25 protein-coding genes are annotated in these 20,524 nt (G+C 34.3%); 19 read left to right on the forward strand and 6 right to left on the reverse strand.

Annotation, left to right across the window (positions count from 1 at the left end; all coding sequences use genetic code 11):
- The first annotated feature begins 191 nt into the window (after positions 1-191).
- The 11 genes from LO754_RS03530 (at position 192) to LO754_RS03580 (ending at position 8,776) form a co-directional block, all read left to right on the forward strand.
- The gene (locus LO754_RS03530) at positions 192-956 is read left to right on the forward strand and encodes a TerC family protein (protein ID WP_024362270.1); all 765 of its coding nucleotides are present in this window, start codon (positions 192-194) and stop codon (positions 954-956) included.
- 256 nt (positions 957-1,212) lie between these two features.
- A complete protein-coding gene (locus LO754_RS03535; protein WP_024362269.1) occupies positions 1,213-2,568 on the forward strand; it encodes a TrkH family potassium uptake protein in 1,356 nt (451 codons plus the stop codon).
- 240 nt (positions 2,569-2,808) lie between these two features.
- Positions 2,809-2,964 (forward strand): hypothetical protein, encoded by a 156-nt coding sequence (locus LO754_RS03540; RefSeq protein WP_162832712.1) that lies wholly within the window; start codon positions 2,809-2,811, stop codon positions 2,962-2,964.
- A gap of 176 nt (positions 2,965-3,140) precedes the next feature.
- Complete coding sequence (locus LO754_RS03545) at positions 3,141-3,407, forward strand: hypothetical protein (RefSeq protein ID WP_231785626.1); 267 nt, start codon at positions 3,141-3,143, stop codon at positions 3,405-3,407.
- Positions 3,404-3,913 carry a hypothetical protein gene (locus LO754_RS03550; protein ID WP_231785627.1) on the forward strand — a complete coding sequence of 170 codons (510 nt, stop codon included), beginning with the start codon at positions 3,404-3,406 and terminating at the stop codon, positions 3,911-3,913. The genes LO754_RS03545 and LO754_RS03550 overlap by 4 nt, the downstream gene beginning before the upstream one ends.
- Before the next feature lie 392 nt (positions 3,914-4,305).
- Positions 4,306-4,824, forward strand: a complete 519-nt coding sequence (locus LO754_RS03555; protein WP_231785628.1) for an RNA polymerase sigma factor — start codon at positions 4,306-4,308, stop codon at positions 4,822-4,824.
- Positions 4,808-5,857 carry a DUF4030 domain-containing protein gene (locus tag LO754_RS03560; RefSeq protein WP_231785629.1) on the forward strand — a complete coding sequence of 350 codons (1,050 nt, stop codon included), beginning with the start codon at positions 4,808-4,810 and terminating at the stop codon, positions 5,855-5,857. Before LO754_RS03555 ends, LO754_RS03560 begins: the two co-directional genes overlap by 17 nt.
- 224 nt (positions 5,858-6,081) lie before the next feature.
- Positions 6,082-6,366, forward strand: coding sequence for a CD3324 family protein (locus tag LO754_RS03565; protein ID WP_107894599.1), 285 nt, complete (start codon positions 6,082-6,084; stop codon positions 6,364-6,366).
- Positions 6,367-6,623: 257 nt separating this feature from the next.
- Entirely contained in the window at positions 6,624-7,217 is a 594-nt protein-coding gene (locus LO754_RS03570; protein ID WP_107894598.1) for a GNAT family N-acetyltransferase, read from the forward strand.
- 395 nt (positions 7,218-7,612) lie between these two features.
- Complete coding sequence (locus LO754_RS03575) at positions 7,613-8,191, forward strand: GNAT family N-acetyltransferase (RefSeq protein WP_231785630.1); 579 nt, start codon at positions 7,613-7,615, stop codon at positions 8,189-8,191.
- Between the two features lie 255 nt (positions 8,192-8,446).
- The gene (locus LO754_RS03580) at positions 8,447-8,776 is read left to right on the forward strand and encodes a hypothetical protein (RefSeq protein ID WP_231785631.1); all 330 of its coding nucleotides are present in this window, start codon (positions 8,447-8,449) and stop codon (positions 8,774-8,776) included.
- Here the strand turns inward: LO754_RS03580 and LO754_RS03585 are convergent.
- The gene (locus LO754_RS03585; RefSeq protein ID WP_024362268.1) at positions 8,754-9,266 is read right to left on the reverse strand and encodes a DUF3231 family protein; all 513 of its coding nucleotides are present in this window, start codon (positions 9,264-9,266) and stop codon (positions 8,754-8,756) included. The two genes, LO754_RS03580 and LO754_RS03585, sit on opposite strands and share 23 nt — an antisense overlap.
- 260 nt (positions 9,267-9,526) lie before the next feature.
- On the opposite strand from LO754_RS03585, the gene LO754_RS03590 reads away from it, so the two are divergent.
- A complete protein-coding gene (locus tag LO754_RS03590) occupies positions 9,527-9,685 on the forward strand; it encodes a hypothetical protein (protein WP_158497863.1) in 159 nt (52 codons plus the stop codon).
- 518 nt (positions 9,686-10,203) lie between these two features.
- On the opposite strand, the gene LO754_RS03595 is transcribed toward LO754_RS03590, so the two are convergent.
- Positions 10,204-11,943: a B12-binding domain-containing radical SAM protein gene (locus LO754_RS03595; RefSeq protein WP_231785632.1), complete on the reverse strand. Its 1,740-nt coding sequence runs from the start codon at positions 11,941-11,943 to the stop codon at positions 10,204-10,206.
- Between the two features lie 310 nt (positions 11,944-12,253).
- Between LO754_RS03595 and LO754_RS03600 the strand changes: the two genes are divergently transcribed.
- Together LO754_RS03600 and LO754_RS03605 are read left to right on the forward strand one after the other, a co-directional pair.
- Positions 12,254-13,621, forward strand: a complete 1,368-nt coding sequence (locus tag LO754_RS03600) for a PAS domain-containing sensor histidine kinase (protein WP_231785633.1) — start codon at positions 12,254-12,256, stop codon at positions 13,619-13,621.
- A gap of 122 nt (positions 13,622-13,743) precedes the next feature.
- Positions 13,744-14,190 (forward strand): MarR family winged helix-turn-helix transcriptional regulator, encoded by a 447-nt coding sequence (locus tag LO754_RS03605; protein ID WP_024362265.1) that lies wholly within the window; start codon positions 13,744-13,746, stop codon positions 14,188-14,190.
- 210 nt (positions 14,191-14,400) lie between these two features.
- On the opposite strand, the gene LO754_RS03610 is transcribed toward LO754_RS03605, so the two are convergent.
- The 3 genes from LO754_RS03610 to LO754_RS03620 all read right to left on the reverse strand — a co-directional run bounded on the left by LO754_RS03610 (position 14,401) and on the right by LO754_RS03620 (position 16,030).
- Entirely contained in the window at positions 14,401-15,081 is a 681-nt protein-coding gene (locus tag LO754_RS03610; protein ID WP_024362264.1) for a hypothetical protein, read from the reverse strand.
- A 62-nt stretch (positions 15,082-15,143) separates the two neighbouring features.
- Positions 15,144-15,761: a CPBP family intramembrane glutamic endopeptidase gene (locus tag LO754_RS03615; protein WP_024362263.1), complete on the reverse strand. Its 618-nt coding sequence runs from the start codon at positions 15,759-15,761 to the stop codon at positions 15,144-15,146.
- A gap of 80 nt (positions 15,762-15,841) precedes the next feature.
- Positions 15,842-16,030, reverse strand: a complete 189-nt coding sequence (locus LO754_RS03620) for a YkvS family protein (RefSeq protein WP_024362262.1) — start codon at positions 16,028-16,030, stop codon at positions 15,842-15,844.
- A gap of 125 nt (positions 16,031-16,155) precedes the next feature.
- Between LO754_RS03620 and LO754_RS03625 the strand changes: the two genes are divergently transcribed.
- The 3 genes from LO754_RS03625 (at position 16,156) to LO754_RS03635 (ending at position 17,888) form a co-directional block, all read left to right on the forward strand.
- Positions 16,156-16,344 carry a hypothetical protein gene (locus LO754_RS03625; RefSeq protein ID WP_025218704.1) on the forward strand — a complete coding sequence of 63 codons (189 nt, stop codon included), beginning with the start codon at positions 16,156-16,158 and terminating at the stop codon, positions 16,342-16,344.
- 93 nt (positions 16,345-16,437) lie between these two features.
- On the forward strand, positions 16,438-16,629 hold the full coding sequence (locus tag LO754_RS03630; protein ID WP_024362260.1) for an aspartyl-phosphate phosphatase Spo0E family protein: 192 nt from the start codon (positions 16,438-16,440) through the stop codon (positions 16,627-16,629).
- A 392-nt stretch (positions 16,630-17,021) separates the two neighbouring features.
- Positions 17,022-17,888 (forward strand): NAD(P)-dependent oxidoreductase, encoded by an 867-nt coding sequence (locus LO754_RS03635; protein ID WP_024362259.1) that lies wholly within the window; start codon positions 17,022-17,024, stop codon positions 17,886-17,888.
- A 180-nt stretch (positions 17,889-18,068) separates the two neighbouring features.
- Here the strand turns inward: LO754_RS03635 and LO754_RS03640 are convergent, their stop codons facing one another.
- Positions 18,069-18,461, reverse strand: coding sequence for a DoxX family protein (locus tag LO754_RS03640; RefSeq protein ID WP_024362258.1), 393 nt, complete (start codon positions 18,459-18,461; stop codon positions 18,069-18,071).
- A 152-nt stretch (positions 18,462-18,613) separates the two neighbouring features.
- Between LO754_RS03640 and LO754_RS03645 the strand changes: the two genes are divergently transcribed.
- Both LO754_RS03645 and LO754_RS03650 read left to right on the forward strand, forming a co-directional pair.
- Entirely contained in the window at positions 18,614-18,934 is a 321-nt protein-coding gene (locus LO754_RS03645; RefSeq protein WP_024362257.1) for a winged helix-turn-helix transcriptional regulator, read from the forward strand.
- 212 nt (positions 18,935-19,146) lie between these two features.
- The gene (locus LO754_RS03650) at positions 19,147-20,469 is read left to right on the forward strand and encodes an MFS transporter (protein ID WP_231785634.1); all 1,323 of its coding nucleotides are present in this window, start codon (positions 19,147-19,149) and stop codon (positions 20,467-20,469) included.
- Positions 20,470-20,524 lie beyond the last annotated feature (55 nt).

Genomic DNA, 20,524 nt, shown 5'->3' on the forward strand with positions numbered 1-20,524 from the left:
CATCGGATGTGATAGCAAATGGTGTTACTTTGCAAAAAGTGCAATAACCGATAGCTGGTTTGTAAGAAGTAACCAATTAAATTTGCTTAGCAAGACCTTTGCCTTCTTTTTAGGCAGGGGTCTTTTCTTTTTCATTTGACTAGTAAATACTCGCTATTTTGGGTATACAGAGTTTAAAGGAGGAACAGAGAATGGAAGCAATATTATTACAATACGGCTGGGTATTAATCGTACTAGTTGTATTAGAAGGATTACTAGCAGCAGATAATGCAGTAGTAATGGCTGTTATGGTGAAACACTTACCGCATGACCTACAAAAGAAGGCACTTTTTTACGGATTATTTGGTGCACTAATATTCCGATTCTCTGCGCTCTTTGTTATTACAGTATTAGTTAATTACTGGCAAATTCAAGCTATTGGGGCAGCTTACTTATTGTTTATGTCAGCCAAAAATATTTATGATTTGCGAAAAGGCAAAGATGAGGAAGAAGAAAATGATGATGCTACTGTAAAAAAAGGATCAGGCTTCTGGATGACTGTTTTAAAAGTGGAACTTGCAGATATAGCATTTGCAATCGATTCAATGCTTGCTGCGGTTGCAATTGCCGTAACGCTTCCACACTTAGGTAATTTTGATATTGGCGGCATTAATGGCGGACAATTCATTATTATGTTGTTAGGTGGCTTTATCGGTGTTATTATGATGCGTTTTGCAGCGCAATGGTTTGTAAAAATTTTAAACGACTATCCTTCACTTGAAACAGCAGCGTTTTTAATTGTTGGCTGGGTAGGGGTAAAACTTGTTGTATTAACGTTAGCTCATGAAAAAGTGGGTATTTTACCTGAAGAATTCCCACATTCAACAGGCTGGGAATTAACTTTCTGGGTTGTATTAATTGCGATTGCATTTGTCGGTTATTTAGTAGGTGTTCGTAATAAAAAACAAGCAAAATAATCGCCGGACAATTTTATAATGGAACGATTTAATCCGCATTCTTTCTGCGGGCAACGCACGAGCCACATCGCTCGCTACATTAGCAGGGTCAGTGCGCTTGCTTTTTGTGAAAGTCTATGCGGATTTTTGCTTTATATCAAAAACACTTTTTATTACTTCGTATTTGATACGATTTACAACCCCTTTCTTTTTTCACCGATTTTTTCTATACTAATATCTATCAAGTTTGGCATCATAAGTGGAAGGAGTTGATGGGGTGCCTTGGAAAAAATCATCGAATAGACAAATCACACCGTTTCAGGCACTTGTGTCTTATTATTTCATAGCAATAGCAATTTCCTTCCTATTGTTACGACTCCCTGGTGTCCATCGAGCGGGTGTGGAAGTGTCCTTTTTAGATAGTTTATTTACAGCAGTCAGTGCTGTTAGTGTGACTGGTTTAACAACTTTCAATATTTCCGAGACCTATACAACATTTGGACTGGTTATGGTACTTGTGATTTTACAGCTCGGGGCTATCGGTATTATGTCGCTAGGTACCTTTGTTTGGTTGCTTGTCGGCAAAAAAATCGGTATGCGCGAACGGCAGTTGATTATGATTGATCATAATCAATATAATCTATCGGGTGTTGTCCAGTTAATACGAGAAATATTGAAAATCTTAATTGGCATTGAATTGGCAGGGGCCATTATTTTAACGGCTCATTTTATGAATTATTTTGATACATTTGAAGAAGCTCTTATACATGGTGTTTTTGCTGCTGTTTCTGCCACTACGAATGGTGGCTTTGATATTACTGGGATGAGTTTATTGCCATTCCATAATGATTATTTTGTGCAGCTCATAACAATGGTATTAATTGTACTTGGAGCAATTGGCTTCCCAGTGCTGATTGAAGTAAAATCATTTTTGCTTAATCGACATGCCAATTTCCGCTTTAGTCTTTTTACCAAAATAACGACGACTACTTATGCAATTTTATTTATAGTTGGAGCTCTCGTTATTTTACTACTTGAGTCATTTCACTCCTTTAAAGGGATGGTTTGGCATGAGGCAATCTTTTCAGCTATGTTCCATTCCATATCTACGCGTTCAGCGGGACTTACAACATACGATGTAACATCCTTTAGTGAAGCAACCGATATTTTCATGAGTTTTTTAATGTTTATTGGTTCATCCCCAAGCTCTGTAGGTGGCGGGATAAGAACGACCACTTTCGCTATTGCCATATTATTTTTAATAATGTTTGCACGCGGAAAAGAGGATATTCAAATTTTTGGAAGGGAAATCCATTTAATAGATGTCTTCCGCTCATTTGTCGTTATCCTATTGGCTTGTTTTATGGTGTTAATCGCCACAATTATATTACTGATTACGGAACCGCACGCGACACTTATACAAATTATTTTTGAAATAACATCTGCGTTCGGAACATGTGGTATGTCTCTAGGGATTACGTCAGACTTATCAGTAGTTGGTAAAATCATCATTATTATCTTAATGTTTATAGGGCGAGTGGGCTTAATATCATTCTTGTATTCAGTAGGTGGTGGAGGTAGAGGGAAAAAATCTAAATACCACTATCCAAAGGAACGAGTAATTATTGGGTAAACATCTTAAAGTATTGATATATAGAGGTTTAGTGGGGGCAGATTTTTGATTTGCCTCCTTTTTGTCCCCTGATGGTCAATTTTCGAGGTAATCTTCGAATTTTTTGAGTGCATTTCGTTCGAAACCTTACAATTGATTTTCCTTATTTTTAAAAAGTCTTTTTGTTGTCTTAATATACATTTGAAACTAAAAGGTTAAAGTAGTCGTATAAGGTATTAACGATTAGAGGAGGTCGGAAAAATGGATTATACTAAAATCTATAATGAGGAACTGATTGCCTTAGTAAAAGAGAAAATAAAGTCGGTCGGTGAAATTAAAGCGGTGAAGTTTGTGAGAGAACAAACAGATATGTCCTTAATACAGGCAAAAAAATTTGTAGATTTTTGTAAAGAATAGACATAAAAAAACTGTGGCTCTAATTTAAAAGTAACTTCAATAGTCATTGAACTACTAAATAATTAACTTCGACAGACGTAAACTACGTTATGTTTCTGTCCTTTCAAAAGTAAATGAAGTTAATAAAAATTCTTTAATCTTATGTTTTGTGCTTACTTTTAATTAGGGGTGATTAGATGGTTAGAAGAAGAGGGACATATCAAATAACAATTCGTGATAAACAACTAATTTGTTTATTTTGTCAGCACAATGAATTTCAGCATCGTGAGGTTTATATGGAAAGAGTGATTTTAGATGAAGATGAAAAAGAGCAGCTGACATTGCAATCATTTACTTGTACATCATGTGGGGATATTCGAATGTTTCAAGAAAAAAATCGATTTGACCAAACGTTGCAAAAACATGTATCTATTATTGAGTACATAGAAGTGATAAAAGAATGACTGGAACAGATGAATCTTTACGCCCAGAAAAAAGTTGGATTACGATTTTTGATGAGCCGATAATTTGTAGTTTTTGTACCTATGATGTATTTATTCCTTATGAAGTATATGTAAATGTTGAACAGCCAGGTATAGGTATACGTCATGTTCGTTACGTAGCTATTTGCCAGCACTGTGGCCAAGCGAAAATGTTTGGAGACCCTAGCCGATTTGATGCTGAAACAAATAGGTTTATATGGGCATTGAATCAGTATTTGATTGCCGTTAGAAAATATAAGATAAAAATCATATTCTTTATCGGAAAAAGACATAATGATAAATTAACGACTTTTCAAAATCAGCTGATAGCACAAAATATAAAAATAGATAGTGTTCATCGTGTAAAAACGGAAGTTACAATACTAGCAACAATATCTACCCTAAATGAAATACAAACACTTAGGTCTACAATCATGAATACTGCGACGCGATTAAATGTAACGATTAAGAATTTAATCCTTGCATAAGATTCTAATAGGTATTTACAAATAATAGGAAATTATAAACTGATTATAAAATTTAATTCAAAATAACGTTCCCAAATGAAAGTTTGGAGAGAGACCGAAATCCAAGAAATGCTGTTAAAGCAACATTTCTTGGATTTTTCTTTGAATATTGTTTATACAGCTTTTTATGCAAATATATAAACAGGGCTACGATAGTACTTTTCAAGAGTATACAGTGTGTGTTATCTGAATAAAAACCCGGTGGTGTGAGAGGTCGGGAGTTAATCCCCCCCTCCTACTCGATTGCCTAAGACGGTAGCATATCTAATTTAAATTATTTAAGTTTTATTATTTAAAACGTGACGAGTTCATTTAAATTTGCGTCTAAGTAAATAGAAAAGGAGGGAGCAGCTTTGGAACAAGAGAAATTGAACGAATGGATCGAACTATACGGTGAATCGGTTTTAACCTATATACTATTAATCGTGAGGGACTATCAACAAGCAGAGGATTTAGCACAGGAAACCTTTATAAAAGCCTATAGACATCAACAGCAATTTGAACAAAAATCCTCTGAGAAAACATGGCTATTTACGATAGCACATAATGTGACCAAGGACTATTTCCGAAAAAAACATCCGTTGCAGCATTTTTTGGGTTTAACAATGGAAGAGAAAGATTACAAGCCAACACCTGATCAAATCGTAGCGATGAACTTTCAAACGGAACAATTATACAGAGTAATTCAACAATTAAAGTCTACATACAGGCATGTCATCATCTTGAGGAAGTTAAAAGAATTTTCAACGGCAGAAACAGCTCTTATTTTAAACTGGTCCGAAAGTAAAGTGAAAATGAAGTTAAAAAGAGCTTTAGCTGAACTAAAAAATGATTTGATTAAAGGAGGTTTTACCAGTGAAATCTTTAGATGAACAATTTAGTGAAATGAGAGAAGAATTAAAGCTAACGGAAAAATCCAAAGATCAACTTAAACGTAAGATTTTGCAGAATGTACATAAAAGAAAAAAACATCATACAAATCAGTACGTTTGGATTGCTGTAGCAGTTTGTATGATTCTTATGCTTACTTCGCCAATCTTTTCGCCGACAATGGCAAGGATAGCGGAGAGGATATTACCAATTTCTATTACATCAAGTTATTCAGATGGACAGTCTAATCCTGATTTAATATCTCAACTTGCAGAATTAGTCAAAAGGGAAGGATACTCTTTTAATTCAGTGGGAATTACGCCATCGCCATATACGATAGAAATATCGCTTATATTGAAAGACTCTACATTAAAACAGGCAACAGAAGATCTTGAAACAAAGATAACAAATTATCTATATGAAAATGGTTATGACCAATATGAATTAAAAATTTCTGAAGGAACTGAAGCACAAATTCCTCCGAAGACTAAAGAGGATGACACATACGAAAAAGTACGCGAGATAGTGAAAGAAGTATTCTCAGCCTATGGATATGCCAAGGAAGCAGATTATGAATTAGCTGGGTTACAAGAAACATGGTTTTCCAATATTGTTTCAATTGATATGCCTGACCATATCGAAGAGTCCAATGAAATTGTTGAGGATATCGAAAAAGAAATTGAAGCACAGGATTTGAAAATTAAGGATATTGAAGTAAGTACTTTTAATTTAAAACATCGTCAACAAGATAACCGTTGGGGTTGTATTTCATCTGATATATATAATGCAATGGCTGGGAAATCGACTTATCAAGTGACTGGGCTATCCTATAAGGTGAGGAAAGGACACTCCTATGTTTCAATCAAAACGGATTTTGAACAGGCACCTTCGGAAGAAATAATAGAAAAAATTGAATTGGCTGTCCAAGATTACTTAGCTTTACCGGATACAAAAGAGGTAATACAAGATGACAAATATACGATTCAATTTCTATTGAAGAATGACGAACAATCGTTTATTAAAATAACAAACTAAATAAAAACCAAGCACTTTAATAATTGGAGGTCTTTGGCAAAAATAAATATGGTATAATATGTATTAAATGTAAAGCGGAATTGTATTAAAATCTAAAATTCCAAGGAGGAATGAGTGTATGAGAAGGAATACTATTTTTGCATAGCAAAGGCTATTGCATAATAAAATAATTGAAAATAGCCTTTGCTCTTCCTAAAAGAAATACTAAAATTAGGAGTGCAAAAATGAGCTATAAAAAAGCAAAGCATATACTTCCAACTGAGTTGGTGGAGTTAATACAGAAATATGTTGATGGTGAATATATTTATATTCCACGAAGAAAAGATAGTAAAAAGAGTTGGGGGTCCAGTACTGCAACCAGAGGAGAATTGGATCTAAGAAATTCTAATATATATAATGATTATCTATCGGGGTTGAATATAGCTTCTTTGTGTGAAAAATATTATTTGTCATCAAAAAGTATTCAAAGAATTGTATTAAAAGAAAAAAGAAAAAGAACAAATTTTTAAAATAAGCCAATGTAGTTTTATGCCGCATTGGCTTATTTTCTTTTATGAAATAAGTTTGAGGTTTTTTCAAGTGATGTAAGTCAGATATAATCTAAACAACTCTTATAAAAGGTAAGGGAGCCAGCTAATTGATTTTTGATACCCAGACGTAGTTTATCTAGTTTAATGAACTGAAGTGGAAGTATGGGCGGACATTGTTACTTAAGGAATTGTTTTTTTGCAAAATGAATATTAGCAAAGGAAGAGGGGGGATAGATATGAACAATTTATTTACAATAGATTGTGGTGACATATTGCTTAGAGAATTTAGAATTGAAGATGCTGATGCTATTTATGAGCTTACTTCACAACCTGAAGTTTATAATTTTCTGCCAGATTGGCGTTCAACAAAAGAACAACGATTAAACTGGGTCACGAATTATGAAATTCCAGACAATAAAAAGTTTTTGTTAGCTGTACCTAATATTAGTGGTGCTAATTATTTGAAGTTGGGAATTATATTGAAGGAAACTGGAGAATTTATTGGTTTCTGCAATACAGGTATTAAAGAAGAGCTAAGTGAACCAAACCGAGAAGTTGTTTATGCAATTTCAAAGCAATACAGTTGTCGTGGATACACAACAACAGCAGTAAAAGGATTGATAAAATATTTGTTTGAGAATACAGATGTAGAGCTACTTAATACAGTTGTTCTACCTCACAATTTAGGCTCAAATAAAGTTATTCAAAAATGTGGATTTCGTTTTAATGGAGAAATTGAAATTGAAGACCAAATTCACTATCATTACACTCTTAACAAAGAGGATTGGAAAGGAAAAAAAATCACTAAGGCTATTGAAATATTCAACTAGTGTGAGTTTTTCAACAATAATGTAGACGTTTACTTACTAACCAAGCAACGTTCCTGTAATAAGTGGACGGAATGTTCTTAGTAAAACATTTAAATGTGAATAAATATACTTAAACTAACGGGTGCTTTTCTTCAATAAGGTACTCAACAATCGGGCGCGATTCTGTAGCAAGAATTGCGCTATTTCTTTTTTGGAGGCTATTTTTTTTGTATGAAAACTGTCATTTTGTCAGTGTATATTTTGGGAAAATTTGATAAAATTTAAATAATTATAATTAGAAGGAGGCGGTACATTATGAAAATCGCGAACATATTTAACGGGGTGAATCTATTTTAAGGGAAGAGCGTATAAATCCCCTATAAACTACGTGGTCCCTAAAATCCGGAGGGAAAAAAGTGATTATTAGAGACTATAAGGTTAATGACGAGACTGGTTGGGTAAGATGCCGAACACTTGCGTTTTTACAGACTGCCTATTTTGATAATGTACTAAATAAGAAAGAATGTTATGAAAATCCAGCAATCGAGCTAGTCGCAGAGTTGGACGGTCAAATCGTTGGGCTTATTGATGTAGAATATGAAATAGAAGAACGAACAGTTTGCTCCAGAGGAGAAGGGTTAGGAGGGATGATTTGGCATATCGCTGTTCATCCGGATTTCTCCCGACGCGGAATAGGACAACAATTACTCTATGCTGCTGAAACTAAAGCTAGAAGAGTGAATTTAAATCGTTTTGAGGCTTGGACAAGAGATGATTTATGGGTTCAGAACTGGTATAAAAAAATGAATTTTAATATCGTTGATTCCTATTATCACGTTTATTTTGAAGGAAATGAAATGAATCATCGAATTCAAAGTAATATGCCCAATCTATACTTAGTTAATGCTTTTACTCATTACGTTGGGAAAGATATTGACCAATTTACAAATAATAAACGTATTCACCAATGTGTTTGTTTTGAAAAATCATTTTAATCATTTCTAAGTTATGAATGACATATTTATCAATAATACTATTCAACAATCGGGCGCTTTCCTGGAAAAACACATAGAAATACCGACTAAAAAACGAGTATTATTGGGTAACATCTAGCAGTTTTCATATAGAAGCATTTGGAAAGGGGTGAATGGTTGATTCACTTCTTTTTTGTTTGGCATTAATCTTTTAGGAACAAGCCAATAGTATAAATGTTGGCAACTTGGATACTTTATAAAGCGGAGGTGATATCAGTGACAAAGGGTAAAAAGGATATAAAGGATTTAAAGCAAGAAGAGTTTGCGACAGATTTAAGTCCTGACGATTTAGATGTACGAGAAGAAAATGAACGCACAAGTGAACAAGTGAACAATGCGAATAAAGCAAAAGACCAACAAGAAAAAATAAGAAACAAAAATAATGAAAAAGAGGCTTACAGTGGTCACGATCAGTGTCCATTCAAGGAGCATAACAAAGCAAAAAGTGTTAGATTGATTGGTGTCAATCTAACACTTTTTCTCTTTTGTCCCATCCTCAAATGGCTAATGCAGATTAAAAATTTTAATCTTTTTCTGGATAGTTAACATGTAGTGGCGGTGGAACAAGCCATCCTTTATTTTTGTTTAAACGTAACAGTTTAGCACCTAGTTGGGCTTTACTCATATGGAATTGTCCGTACATCATGGCAATATCTTCTCTAGTTGACATGCCCATTGCTTGACTACAAGCAACTAAGCCAGCAGCTAAATCCGCTGATAACGCTGCACTAATTTCAGGATCATTTACTCTCGCACCAGGAGGGATATCCTCTAATCTTGCAACAGGTCGCTCAGGTGGAGCAGGGGGTAACCCAACACCGTTTGTTTTCAATATTTTTTCTAACTGTTTTACTTCGTCTCGTAATACTTGGATAATATCTTCAATAATTTTGCGAAGATCTTCATCTCCTGTGTGATTGTAAAATGTTTGATAGCCTGCAATTAAGCCGTAATCAGCCGCTAAATTCGTCCAAACGCTAAAAACCTCACCATAATGTAACGGCTCATCTTTTGGATTGCCACTAAGTATTCCCATAGTTGAATATCCTCTTTTCATTGTTTTTTGAAACAGAGGTAGTATGCGTGAAATGATAAAAATTAATTCATAAGAAACAAACGAAACTGTCATTGTAAAACTACAGTTTGAATAGGACACGTAATGGGTAAAACACTTTAGGAGTGGTCAAAAAGAAATTGTCTACAACGTATTAGAACTGAGGGGCATTAGAATATTTTGAAATGAATAGAAGCAACAATGAACCCAGTAATGAAAAAGGGATAAAAGGAGAAATAAACATGACACTTACAAGCACAGCAAAGCAGGATTTAAAGGAACTCTTAAAAGAGACACATAAACGTGGTATAACGAAAGTAGACCATAGTGATCGAGTAAGCAGAATGACAGATAGTGAAGCTTTAGGATTGCTAATTTCAGTAGTGAAGCGTACTTTATAATACTTAAAAAGCTATGAATTCTATAAGCAAGCAAGCTTGGACTTTTTAGTGTTTTATGCTAAAAGATTTCTTAAAGTTGACTTTCTTCTATTATATTGTATTTAGTATTTAATATATAACTGAAAGACAACATAGACGTTGGTCGTTGGCAAAAGCGATATAGGATATTATTAATAGCTTTTAGCGCTTCTTTCAAAGTCATAATAAGCAATTTACACTTAAATGGTAATTGTGACGAAAAAATGTCCAAAAATTTAGAAAATTTATTAAAGTGTTTCCTAATTTTAAATTTTCTAAATAGGTATTATTTCTAAGTTTTGTTTTATTTAATTAAGGTTTAAAGACCTACTTTTTGAAGGTTTCATTAAGAAAGCTGTACTAACACCATTAATTAGTTTTAGTAAACTGTAATATATTATTTATTTAGTAAAAAAAAGAATGTTGTGAGCTGGAAAATGCAATTTTATAAGTTACTAATAGAAAAAACGCTATTCACTTTAGAGAATAGCGTTTTTTTATTAAACAGTAGGGATTGTTGCAAAATAAGGTGCTTGTCCGTGACGGAAGTAAGTTAAAAGATAACCATTTTTTTGTACAATTTTGCCATTTGAGAAATTTTGATAGTCCAAGTAATGCGGGATAATAAGTGTATGCTTGAATAATTCTTTCTCTGTTAAATTAAACTTAGCAAATTCTTCACCAGCAATTATCGGATTTTCCCGTAGAGCTGTGTATAGTGCTTTTTGTTGTACTTCTGTTGGCCGCTCATTCCACCATAATTTACGTGGCTGGAATTGTTGTGCTTTTAAATAATCTAGTTGCATTAAGCTTTGAATAATTTGTAAATTAGCACCTTCCACTGTTTCTAAAAATTCCAGTAAACGACGGAATAGATCTTCTAACTGATGTCCGATACGGGACCAGCCTTTTGTTTCCCAATAAGTGCCGAAGTTTTGGAAGAAATCAAATGGTGTCTCGAATACTTCTGTAACTAGGTATTCAATGGTGTAATCCATACGATGATCGTTCCAATATTTTTCGAGAACATCTTCTGCATGTTTAATACGAACGATATCATCAAAGGTTAAAGCATTATTCGAAAAGATTTCATATGGAGCTAAATCTACATAGGTGTAACCGAATTTTTCAGCCTCCAAACGAAGACCAGTGCCGCGCAATAGCTTTAAGAAGCCAAGTTGTAATTCCTCTGGTCGCATTGCGAAAACATCATTAAAGGTTTGACGGAAGCTAGCATAGTCTTCTTCTGGCAAACCGGCAATTAAATCTAAATGTTGATCAATCTTACCGCCATCTTTGACCATTGTTACTGTTCGTTTAAGTTTTTCAAAGTTTTGACGGCGTTGTACAAGCGTGTTTGTTAAATCATTGGTAGATTGGACACCTATTTCAAAGCGGAAAAGCCCTTTAGGTGCGTTGTCATTTAAAAATTGAATGACCTCAGGACGCATTATATCAGCAGTAATTTCAAACTGGAAAACAACACCTGGCTTATGTTCATCGATTAAAAATTGGAACATTTCCATTGCGTAGCTACGGCTAATATTGAATGTACGATCGACAAATTTAATAGTGCGGGCACCATTATTCATAAGATATCGAATATCTTCCTTTATACTTTCTCTATTGAAATAGCGCACACCTACTTCAATAGAAGATAAGCAAAATTGACAGCTAAAAGGACAGCCTCTGCTCGTCTCAATATATTGAATTCGCTTTCCTAGATGTGGAAGATCCTCTTCAAAACGGAATGGACTTGGTAATTCACGTAAGTCAATTTTAGGTGCTTGCGCATGAATTCGAACTTTTCCGTCTTCTAAGTAACAAATTCCAGGAACATCTTCTAATGGAATTTCGCCATGCAAATGGCGTAGTAGCTGTTTAAAGGATGTTTCTCCTTCGCCCATAACAATAAAATCAATCTCTTCAACTCTTCTTAACCAATGATGGACATCGTAAGATACTTTAGGCCCACCGAGCAAAATTTTAACATTAGGACAAACTGTTTTTAACATTTTAATAACGTGAATAGTTTCTTCAATATTCCAAATATAGCAACTAAATCCTACAATATCAGGGTTTTTTTGAAATAAATCTGATACAATATTAAAAGCGGGGTCTTTAATTGTGTATTCTGCAATGGTTGGATTGTATTCAGGTAAAGCAGCACATTTTAAATAACGCAATGCCAAATTAGTGTGGATATACTTTGCGTTTAATGTAGTTAAAATAGTATTCATGCATTAATCTTCCTTTCACTTTCTAATTGTAACAGTCAAGTAGCGGACAAACAATATAATCCTTTTTACCTATTTATTTTGTGAACGGTTCGTGAAATAATTTTAAATACTTAAATTTACTAAATTTTGTAATAATAGAATCGTACAGTCATAAAGTATAGTAAAGGCTCAAAATTCGAATGAGAGGTTTTTTACTCTTTTGAAAGGTTCGGTGAGAAAGTTGAAGCAAAATGATATAAATCAATGTTTTGGAAATCTTATGAAAAGTACTTCGTCACCAACACTTATTCTCAATAAAGCAGGAAAAATTTTGAATTGTAATGAGGCAGCTATTAAACTTTTTAATCTTAATTTAACGTATATTGGCTATATTACAATGGACGAGTCCTCAAATATAAAATGGGCTAAGTTTGTCAAAGAACTACAATGTGAGTTAAGATCTGAAGAAATATTTAATATTCAAACAAACAACAATGAATTTGAAAAGATGGTCTTTAAATGTTTCTATGATCCGAACACTGAAGAAATTGTCGCACAACTATCAACGATCAATAATGACAGAGCGCTTAAATTGTATGTTAGCAAGGAGCAGGAACAATCTCAATCCTTCAGTGCATATGATCATTTACCTTATGCTGTTATTGTGAGTGATGCAAGTGGGATTATTCTTGGTTTAAATAAATATGCCGAAATGTATTTAAAAATAGAAAAATCACAACTACTCCATAAAGCACATCAACATATATTTGATTCATTTACAATGAAGAATGGACAAATTACAACCTATCTTTCGAAATTGATGGGTGACAAACATGCCAATATTCATGTTGTGGACGAGACGCAAGTAAGTAGAACTTGCTACTACGAAATCTCAAGTGTTTTCGATGAGTATAATAATATTATCGTCACTGTCATTAATGATGAAACTGAGAAGAAGCAACTGCAACATAAAGTAGAGCATCAGGAAGCACTAAATGTGGTAGGTCAAATGGCAGCTAGTATCGCACATGAGATTCGTAATCCACTTACTTCTTTAAAAGGGTTTACAGAACTATTAAAGCTGAATGCAGATGAAGAGTCACGTATGTATTTATCTGTCATAGATAGTGAGTTACAGCGTATGGAGCAAATTTTATCGGAACTATTAGTATTGTCTAAGCCAACAAGTATGAAGGTAGAGTTAATCAACTTAGATCATATTGTAAGACAGGTAATCGAATTTATGTTGCCGGATGCATTAATGAAAAAAATTATGATTCAATATATACCGTCAGTGACAGAAGTATATATCGGCGGCAATGAAAATCGTTTAAAGCAAGTATTTATAAATCTTATTAAAAATGCTATGGAAGCAATGAATAAAGGCGGCACAATTACGGTAGAAATGAATGTGACAGACTGTACGATTGTCGAATTAATGATAAAAGATGAAGGCAGTGGAATGGATAATAATACAATCCAAAATCTATTCCAACCTTTTTACACGACGAAATCAACAGGGACAGGACTGGGCCTTGCTTTCGTGAAAAAGGTAATCGAAGAGCATGAAGGTGTAATTGGTGTTCAAAGTGAAGTACAAAAAGGGACATGCTTCCATATGCAGTTTCCAGTGTACACATTCAATCAGTTGGATACTTTAGATGTTTCTGTGAAGGATTCTGCTTATTTAGTTACCTAAAATAGAGAGAAAAACTTGCTAATTTTATTTAGCATAGTGTGCTGTTATTGAATGCTTTTGACAATGCTTTTCAAAAGTCGCTATAATGAAATTGATAAAGAGCGAATTGTGAGGACTAGGCTATGACGTCAGAAGATTTAAAGCAAACTTTAAAATTATATATTGTATTATCCCGTGCCCATAAAGCAATTAATGAGATGACAAACCATTTTTTTCAAGAAAATGGCTTGAATCCTACTGAATTTGCAGTTTTAGAGCTCCTGTATCATAAAGGGAGACAACCATTGCAGCAAATCGGTAATAAAATATTACTTGCCAGTGGGTCTATTACGTATGTAATTGATAAGCTTGAAAAAAGAGGTTATCTTTTACGGGTTTCCTGTCCATCAGATCGTCGCGTTACCTATGCGGAAATTACAGCTGAAGGTGAGGCGTTTATGGGCGAGTTATTTCCAAAGCACGAACAACATTTACATGAATTGATGAGTGCATTATCCGTCGAGGAAAAGGATGTAGCGATTGGCTTATTAAAAAAATTAGGGCTATCCATTAAAGATTTGTCTTATTAAAAAGAGTTGTCTCAAATAGATTTTGAGGCGACTTTTTTTTGCGTGTTAAAAGAATGGAAACATTGTTTAGGGGAATGGTTTGTATAGAATAGCTGTTTTTACCCGTTGAGAAGCTTTTTAGACGTCTTTACAAGCAAACCTTAGTTTTTATTGGTAAATAAAAGAGAGGTCTTAGAAAGACTTCTAAGACCTCTTGGGATGTGTATTAAATTAATTTTTAGAAATAGTTGCTGCCATTGCGAGCATAGCGGCTGTTAAATCTTGTTCATCATTATCATGAATTGTTAACTTTATAATAAGTCCATCTTTTTCAAATACTACGCCAATTACTTTTTCAGTATCAAAGTCTACAACATAGCCTTCAATATTTTGGACATCTTTAAATACGGAAAGTTCTTCAGCAGATAATGCAACTGTTCCTCCAACTGCATTCATATAGTCCTGCATAGCTGTTTTCGCCGCATCATAGTTTGTTTCAGCAGTAGTAGTTGTTTCAATACGCATAAATACTTCGTCATCAGCATTTGAGACTAGCATGTCTTTTCCAGGTTCTTCTTGAGAAAGAGTAAATCCAGGTAGCTGTTGGATTTTATAGCTCTGAGTTACACTTTTAGATTCAGTTGCATTTTCCTTTTTGTCGACACCTTTTTGTACGTATTTTACTTCTTGTTGTGGTTTAGATTGTACTTCTGTTTGTGCATCATCTGATGTAGGCGTTTCTTGCGCGTCGTCGCCTGCAGGTTCACTATCAGTTGGTTTTTCCTCAGTCGCTGTGTTTGCTGGTTCGTTTTGTGCAGCATCTGATTGTTCTGTCTTATCAGAGGTATTGCACCCCACTACTAAAACAGCTGTTAGTAATAATGCAAGCATTGTAATTAATTTTTTTTGCATGAAAAGCCCTCCCTTTCTATATTAAACGCTAATAAAAGATAAAATGTTTCCAATTTTTTTTGTTATGATGTTAAAGGTAACACTAAAAACAATAATAAAACAAAAACAACATGGGCTACAATAACTAAAGGCATACTCTTGCGCCATTCATAGATAAAGCCCCAAATCAGGCTTGTTACAAGAGCTGCGATGATACCAAGCTTAAAACCGCTAAATGCAATCGAAATGGCACATAAAATTGCTGTTACAATAACTGCTAAAACAGGGCGCATAAAACGTTTTAATTGTTGTTGTACGTAGCCACGCCAAAATAGTTCTTCACCAATGGCTACAATGAAAACAAGGAAAATATAGTGCCATATATTTTGTGGACCGTAAACTGTTAAAAACTTTTGTACGGATCCTACTAGCCGATCATTTATAAATGGTGCGAGCCAATAACCAAAACGTATAATGCCATATGCGATTGTACCGTATCCGATGCCGAAAATCAGAAATTTCCACGTAGGCAATTGATCTTCGATTGTACCTGATAGAATAGCGATAGCTATACATACGAGCAGGGTAAATGCATACAAGTACCAAAATACAGCAGGATTAGCAAATGTAAAAGCAAGCATGCCATAAACGAATAATAAAGAAAGGAGAAGTATTATTGTTTGTTTCGAATTTGTAAGCATAATTCGACCTCCATACTTTAATTTTACCAAAAAAATAGTCCCTTATCATCTATAAAGACAAAAAGGGACTATTCAGAATATTAAGCTTCACTTGCGTATAAGATTTTGTAACGTTTATGGTTGACGACCGTTTTTTCTTCAATTTCAAGGGAATCAAAATTCTCCATATATGTTAAATCAACGATCACCGAATTTTCATTTACTTTTTCAACAATGCCTTGCAAACCATTTTTAAACTCGATAATATTTCCAACTTCAGCTATTTTCACAGACAGTCAGCTCCTTCATCGACTAATAATATACAGTTTGCATGAAAAAAAGGAAAACGTAAAGCCTTTTTTGAATAATTCATAATTTATTACACAAAATAAAGTAAGAGAAAGGATTGGAAAAAATGGAACAATATGAAACAATGCTTGAACAATTGCAAAATGGAGAAATCCAAAGTATCGAAATTCATAAAGAACAATTTTATGATTTTCGAGAAGTATTAGTAAAACACCCATTATTTAAACATTTTAGAGGTGAAGCAAAGCAAAATGGGATTATAATCTACACTTATTTGGAAATTCCTAGAAGCTAATTTGTCGAACATTGTCGGAACATAATGCTGTAAGAAATGAAATATAAATGTATAATAATGGTATGATTATTTGTATGTTGGAGGGTTGTATGAATGGTCAATCTACTCTTGAAACAAATGGAACAAACTCGTGAGATGATGATTCGCTCTGGTGTGGAAAACGGGTTACAGAATGCAAAAACCATTCAACTGAGTCGCAGACTAGATCAGTTAATGAATACTTATTATAGACAGACAACGTTAGAAGAAGAAGATCAGGATGATTTGTTTCAGTATTCAGAGTAAAATTTTTTTAGATTAGATGATTAAAAGTGAATGTACTGGGGAATAATTATATTGAACACAGCAACATTCTCATTTCCCCCTTTAGAGCAGTGATTCCCATCACCTGCTCTCTTTTTTTTGCTTATTCGGTATATATGCAAGACAGACAAACTTTAGTACAAGTATTAAGAAGAGTTTGAATTATTGAACTGATTCAACTACACTAAGTACACATAAATAAAACTTACTACTATTCCCAATACCTTAGCTAATTTGAAATGTGTAAAAGGAATAATCGTATTGTCTTATTTTGAGAGCACATTTATTGTGAGCGGATGGCGCGACTCGGTGCTTGTCTAAGAAAAGCGTCAGCTTTTAGCGTACTATTGATTCAAGTAAAGGAGTAATTACATATGGGAAAAGAGCGTATTGCATTTATCGGCACAGGTGTTATGGGTGCTAGTATTGTTAAACACTTACTGCAAAATGGCCATGAGGTGACGGTTTATACCCGTACAAAAGAAAAAGCAGAGCCCTTAATCGCTTTAGGAGCAAGTTGGGCTAGCTCCCCTGCAGAGGCTTTTAAAGAGAAGGATATAGCGCTAACGATGGTTGGTTATCCAGCAGATGTCGAGGAAGTTTACTTCGGTGAAAATGGCTTATTCCAAACTGCCAAGGCAGGTAATATTGTCATTGATATGACAACATCTGAACCAACTTTAGCGAAGAAAATATATGCGCATGCACAGACGTTAGGGATAGAAGCATTAGATGCTCCCGTATCTGGTGGAGATGTTGGGGCGCAAAACGGTACCTTGTCTATTATGGTAGGTGGTGACCAAATGACCTTTAATCGAGCTGTTCCAGTGTTGCAACAATTTGGTGCAAATATCGTGTATCAGGGAGAAGCAGGTGCCGGACAGCATGCAAAAATGTGCAATCAAATTGTCATTGCATCTGGCATGATTGGTGTGTGTGAGTCACTTGCCTATGGCTTAAAAGCTGGACTCGATTTATCTACTGTATTACAATCCATCTCTTCTGGTGCGGCAGGGTCTTGGTCTTTAAGTAATTTAGCACCACGTATGATTAAAGAAGACTATGCGCCAGGTTTTTATATTAAGCATTTCGTAAAGGATATGAAAATCGCTTTAGATGAATCAAAGAAAATGGGTATTTCTTTACCAGGGCTAGCATTAGCATATGAAATGTATGAAAAGCTGATCGAAGCAGGTTATGGTGAAAATGGTACGCAGGCTCTGCTAACGTATTATAAATAGTCAGCAATAGGGAAAAGTGTTAGATTGAGTAATCATCAATCTAACACTTTTTTTGCTATGTTGTTTGTCTGAGTGCTTGGCTCCACTTTTCGTGGTACCACCTTCTTAAATGAAACCGCCACAAAAAGTCTTTGAATCGCTCGTACCATTTTGAAAAACATCCATAGCATAGACAATTCTCTACTCTTTATTAAAAAGTTGAGAATCTAATGAGAAGCTAGAAGCTCCAGCAAGGGCAAAGTAAAGTGCTATCGCACCTAAAGCTAAGTCAAACTCATAGCCAGCCAAACCATTAGCGCCGATAAAACCAATGCTAAGTTTTGCTGTAAAGATAGCAACAATCATTGTAATGGTCAATAAAGCACCGAAGATTCTTGTTGCGAAACCTAAAATAATAGCAGCTCCACCGACTAATTCAATAATCGCAACGACATACGCCATAAAGCCTGGAATACCGAGACTATCAAAGAAGTCAGCCGTATAGCTAATGCCGCCTTGGAATTTTTGGAAACCATGAACTGCAAAAATAATGCCGAGAACGACACGTAAAATAGTTGAACCAATATTTTGCATAATGTAATAACTCCTTTTCTTTAACTTACATTTCGTAACTTAGTTTATTTTTAAAAATAACTTTTGTCAAGTAACTAAGTGCATTTTTCGAAAGGATTTTTAAAAAGTGATATACTCTTAAGTAGAACCTAGTAAAAAAGGAGGATAGTAACTTGAATCAAAAAAACATGTGTCCGCGATTTGAAAAAGCGCTTATGATATTGAACCATCGTTGGAATACGTTACTTATTTATCAGCTACTTGATGGTCCACAGCGATATTCCACCATTAAAAATCAGTTGAATATTAGCAGTCGTGTGTTAACAGAGCGATTAAAGGAGTTAGAAACCGAGGAAATCGTGTTACGTACTGTAATTCCATCTACTCCAGTCGTTATTGAATATGAACTTACAGAAAAAGGATATGCAATTACCCCTGTGCTAAAAGCTATTGAAGAATGGTCTAGTAAATGGGTAACGATTGCTGAGGAATGATAGAAAAGATATTCAAGCGAGGGGCTTGAATATCTTTTTTGTTTTTAGGGACAAATGGAGGTAAGGTGTCAACCAATTTATGGCCATTTGGCAGTTATGTTTCACTAGAATTACTGATATATTGTAAATAATATTAATTTTCTTTTAAAAAAGGTATTTTTTATTATAGAGAGAAATTAATTGATTATTATAGAGATTGGAGGGAGGGTTTTATGAAGAAGGGTACAGCGATAGACGTACAACATCGAAATCAGTTAGCCATATATTTATCTTTGCCAATACTATCATGGGCATTTTACGATTTTGCTAATACGATATTTTCGTCAAATATTAATACAATATTTTTTCCATTTTATATGGATGAAGCTTTAGGTACGAATGAGGTAATGCAACAGGTAGCAAGTACATTTATTTCGTATGCCAATGCCATAGCCAGTTTTTTCTTAGTAGTCTTTTCACCACTTTTTGGTGTCTGGATTGACCAAACGGGCTATAAAAAGAGATTTATAGTTTGGTTTGCATCAATATCTATTCTATTTACCTTTATGATGGGGATTTTTGCAAATTTACAGACGACAATCAATTACTCAGGTGTACCTCTTAGCTTATTTTTAGTTGTTGCAAGTTTTGTGATAGCGAAGTTTTTCTTTAATTCGAGTCTCGTATTCTATGATTCGATGATGAGTGATTTAGGAACAAAAGAAGAAATGCCTCTTATTTCCGGTTATGGTGTAGCAATTGGTTATTTAGGCACACTTTTTGGATTGCTTGTTTATTTATATGTAGGAAGCAGTGATTTCCATCGCGCTTTTATACCAACGGCGATTTTGTATTTATTATTTTCATTGCCTTTATTTTTCATTAATAAAGATACACCGATCCCAAAAGAGCAACGTAAGACAACTCATTTTTTTGAAGGCTATAAGGAAATTATTAGTACATTTAAGGATATGAAGCAGTATAAGGCAATCTTTACTTTTATGATTGCGTACTTCTTTTTAAATGATGCGATTGCCACGACCATTGCGATGATGGCGGTATATGCCACAACCATTGTCGGGTTTACTTCAGGTCAATTTATCATCCTATATTTAGTATCCACCGTATCGACAATTATTGGTTCACTGGCATTTGGCTATATTACAAAAGCAATTGGAGCGAAGAGAGCGATTACCATTGTTGCTTTTATCATGATTATCGCTTTAACATTTGCTGTCTTTGCAACCGAGCAATGGATGTTTTGGATTGCAGGTAGTATGTTCGGTATTTCATTAGGTTCTATGTGGGTGACATCGAGAACATATATTATTGCGCTATCCCCAGATAACAAGAGAGGCCAGTTCTTTGGGTTATTTGCTTTTTCTGGGAAAGTTTCGTCAATAATAAGCCCCGCAGTTTATGGAACTGTCACATTATGGATGAAGGATTATGGTACTTTAGCAAGTCGAGTGGCATTATCAACATTAATATTAATGACAGTAATTGGTCTATTGGTGCATCTAAAAGTTAATGATAAAAATGGAAATACCAAGTAGGAGAATTGTATCGCCTATGATACAATTGAATTATAAATTGATGTTGAAATAGAAA

Source organism: Lysinibacillus sp. GJ-1 (assembly GCF_021166035.1).
GTDB lineage: Bacteria > Bacillota > Bacilli > Bacillales_A > Planococcaceae > Lysinibacillus > Lysinibacillus sphaericus.

What these genes read in the sequence shown, in the direction of transcription:
- LO754_RS03530 (WP_024362270.1), top strand. Translation starts at nt 192, where the DNA reads ATGGAAGCAATATTATTACAATACGGCTGGGTATTAATCGTACTAGTT.
- LO754_RS03625 (WP_025218704.1), top strand. Translation starts at nt 16,156, where the DNA reads ATGGAACAATATGAAACAATGCTTGAACAATTGCAAAATGGAGAAATC.
- LO754_RS03570 (WP_107894598.1), top strand. Translation starts at nt 6,624, where the DNA reads ATGAACAATTTATTTACAATAGATTGTGGTGACATATTGCTTAGAGAA.
- LO754_RS03550 (WP_231785627.1), top strand. Translation starts at nt 3,404, where the DNA reads ATGACTGGAACAGATGAATCTTTACGCCCAGAAAAAAGTTGGATTACG.
- LO754_RS03610 (WP_024362264.1), bottom strand. Translation starts at nt 15,081, where the DNA reads ATGCAAAAAAAATTAATTACAATGCTTGCATTATTACTAACAGCTGTT.
- LO754_RS03540 (WP_162832712.1), top strand. Translation starts at nt 2,809, where the DNA reads ATGGATTATACTAAAATCTATAATGAGGAACTGATTGCCTTAGTAAAA.
- LO754_RS03640 (WP_024362258.1), bottom strand. Translation starts at nt 18,461, where the DNA reads ATGCAAAATATTGGTTCAACTATTTTACGTGTCGTTCTCGGCATTATT.
- LO754_RS03545 (WP_231785626.1), top strand. Translation starts at nt 3,141, where the DNA reads ATGGTTAGAAGAAGAGGGACATATCAAATAACAATTCGTGATAAACAA.
- LO754_RS03590 (WP_158497863.1), top strand. Translation starts at nt 9,527, where the DNA reads ATGACACTTACAAGCACAGCAAAGCAGGATTTAAAGGAACTCTTAAAA.
- LO754_RS03635 (WP_024362259.1), top strand. Translation starts at nt 17,022, where the DNA reads ATGGGAAAAGAGCGTATTGCATTTATCGGCACAGGTGTTATGGGTGCT.
- LO754_RS03605 (WP_024362265.1), top strand. Translation starts at nt 13,744, where the DNA reads ATGACGTCAGAAGATTTAAAGCAAACTTTAAAATTATATATTGTATTA.
- LO754_RS03650 (WP_231785634.1), top strand. Translation starts at nt 19,147, where the DNA reads ATGAAGAAGGGTACAGCGATAGACGTACAACATCGAAATCAGTTAGCC.
- LO754_RS03615 (WP_024362263.1), bottom strand. Translation starts at nt 15,761, where the DNA reads ATGCTTACAAATTCGAAACAAACAATAATACTTCTCCTTTCTTTATTA.
- LO754_RS03630 (WP_024362260.1), top strand. Translation starts at nt 16,438, where the DNA reads ATGGTCAATCTACTCTTGAAACAAATGGAACAAACTCGTGAGATGATG.
- LO754_RS03585 (WP_024362268.1), bottom strand. Translation starts at nt 9,266, where the DNA reads ATGGGAATACTTAGTGGCAATCCAAAAGATGAGCCGTTACATTATGGT.
- LO754_RS03565 (WP_107894599.1), top strand. Translation starts at nt 6,082, where the DNA reads ATGAGCTATAAAAAAGCAAAGCATATACTTCCAACTGAGTTGGTGGAG.
- LO754_RS03595 (WP_231785632.1), bottom strand. Translation starts at nt 11,943, where the DNA reads ATGAATACTATTTTAACTACATTAAACGCAAAGTATATCCACACTAAT.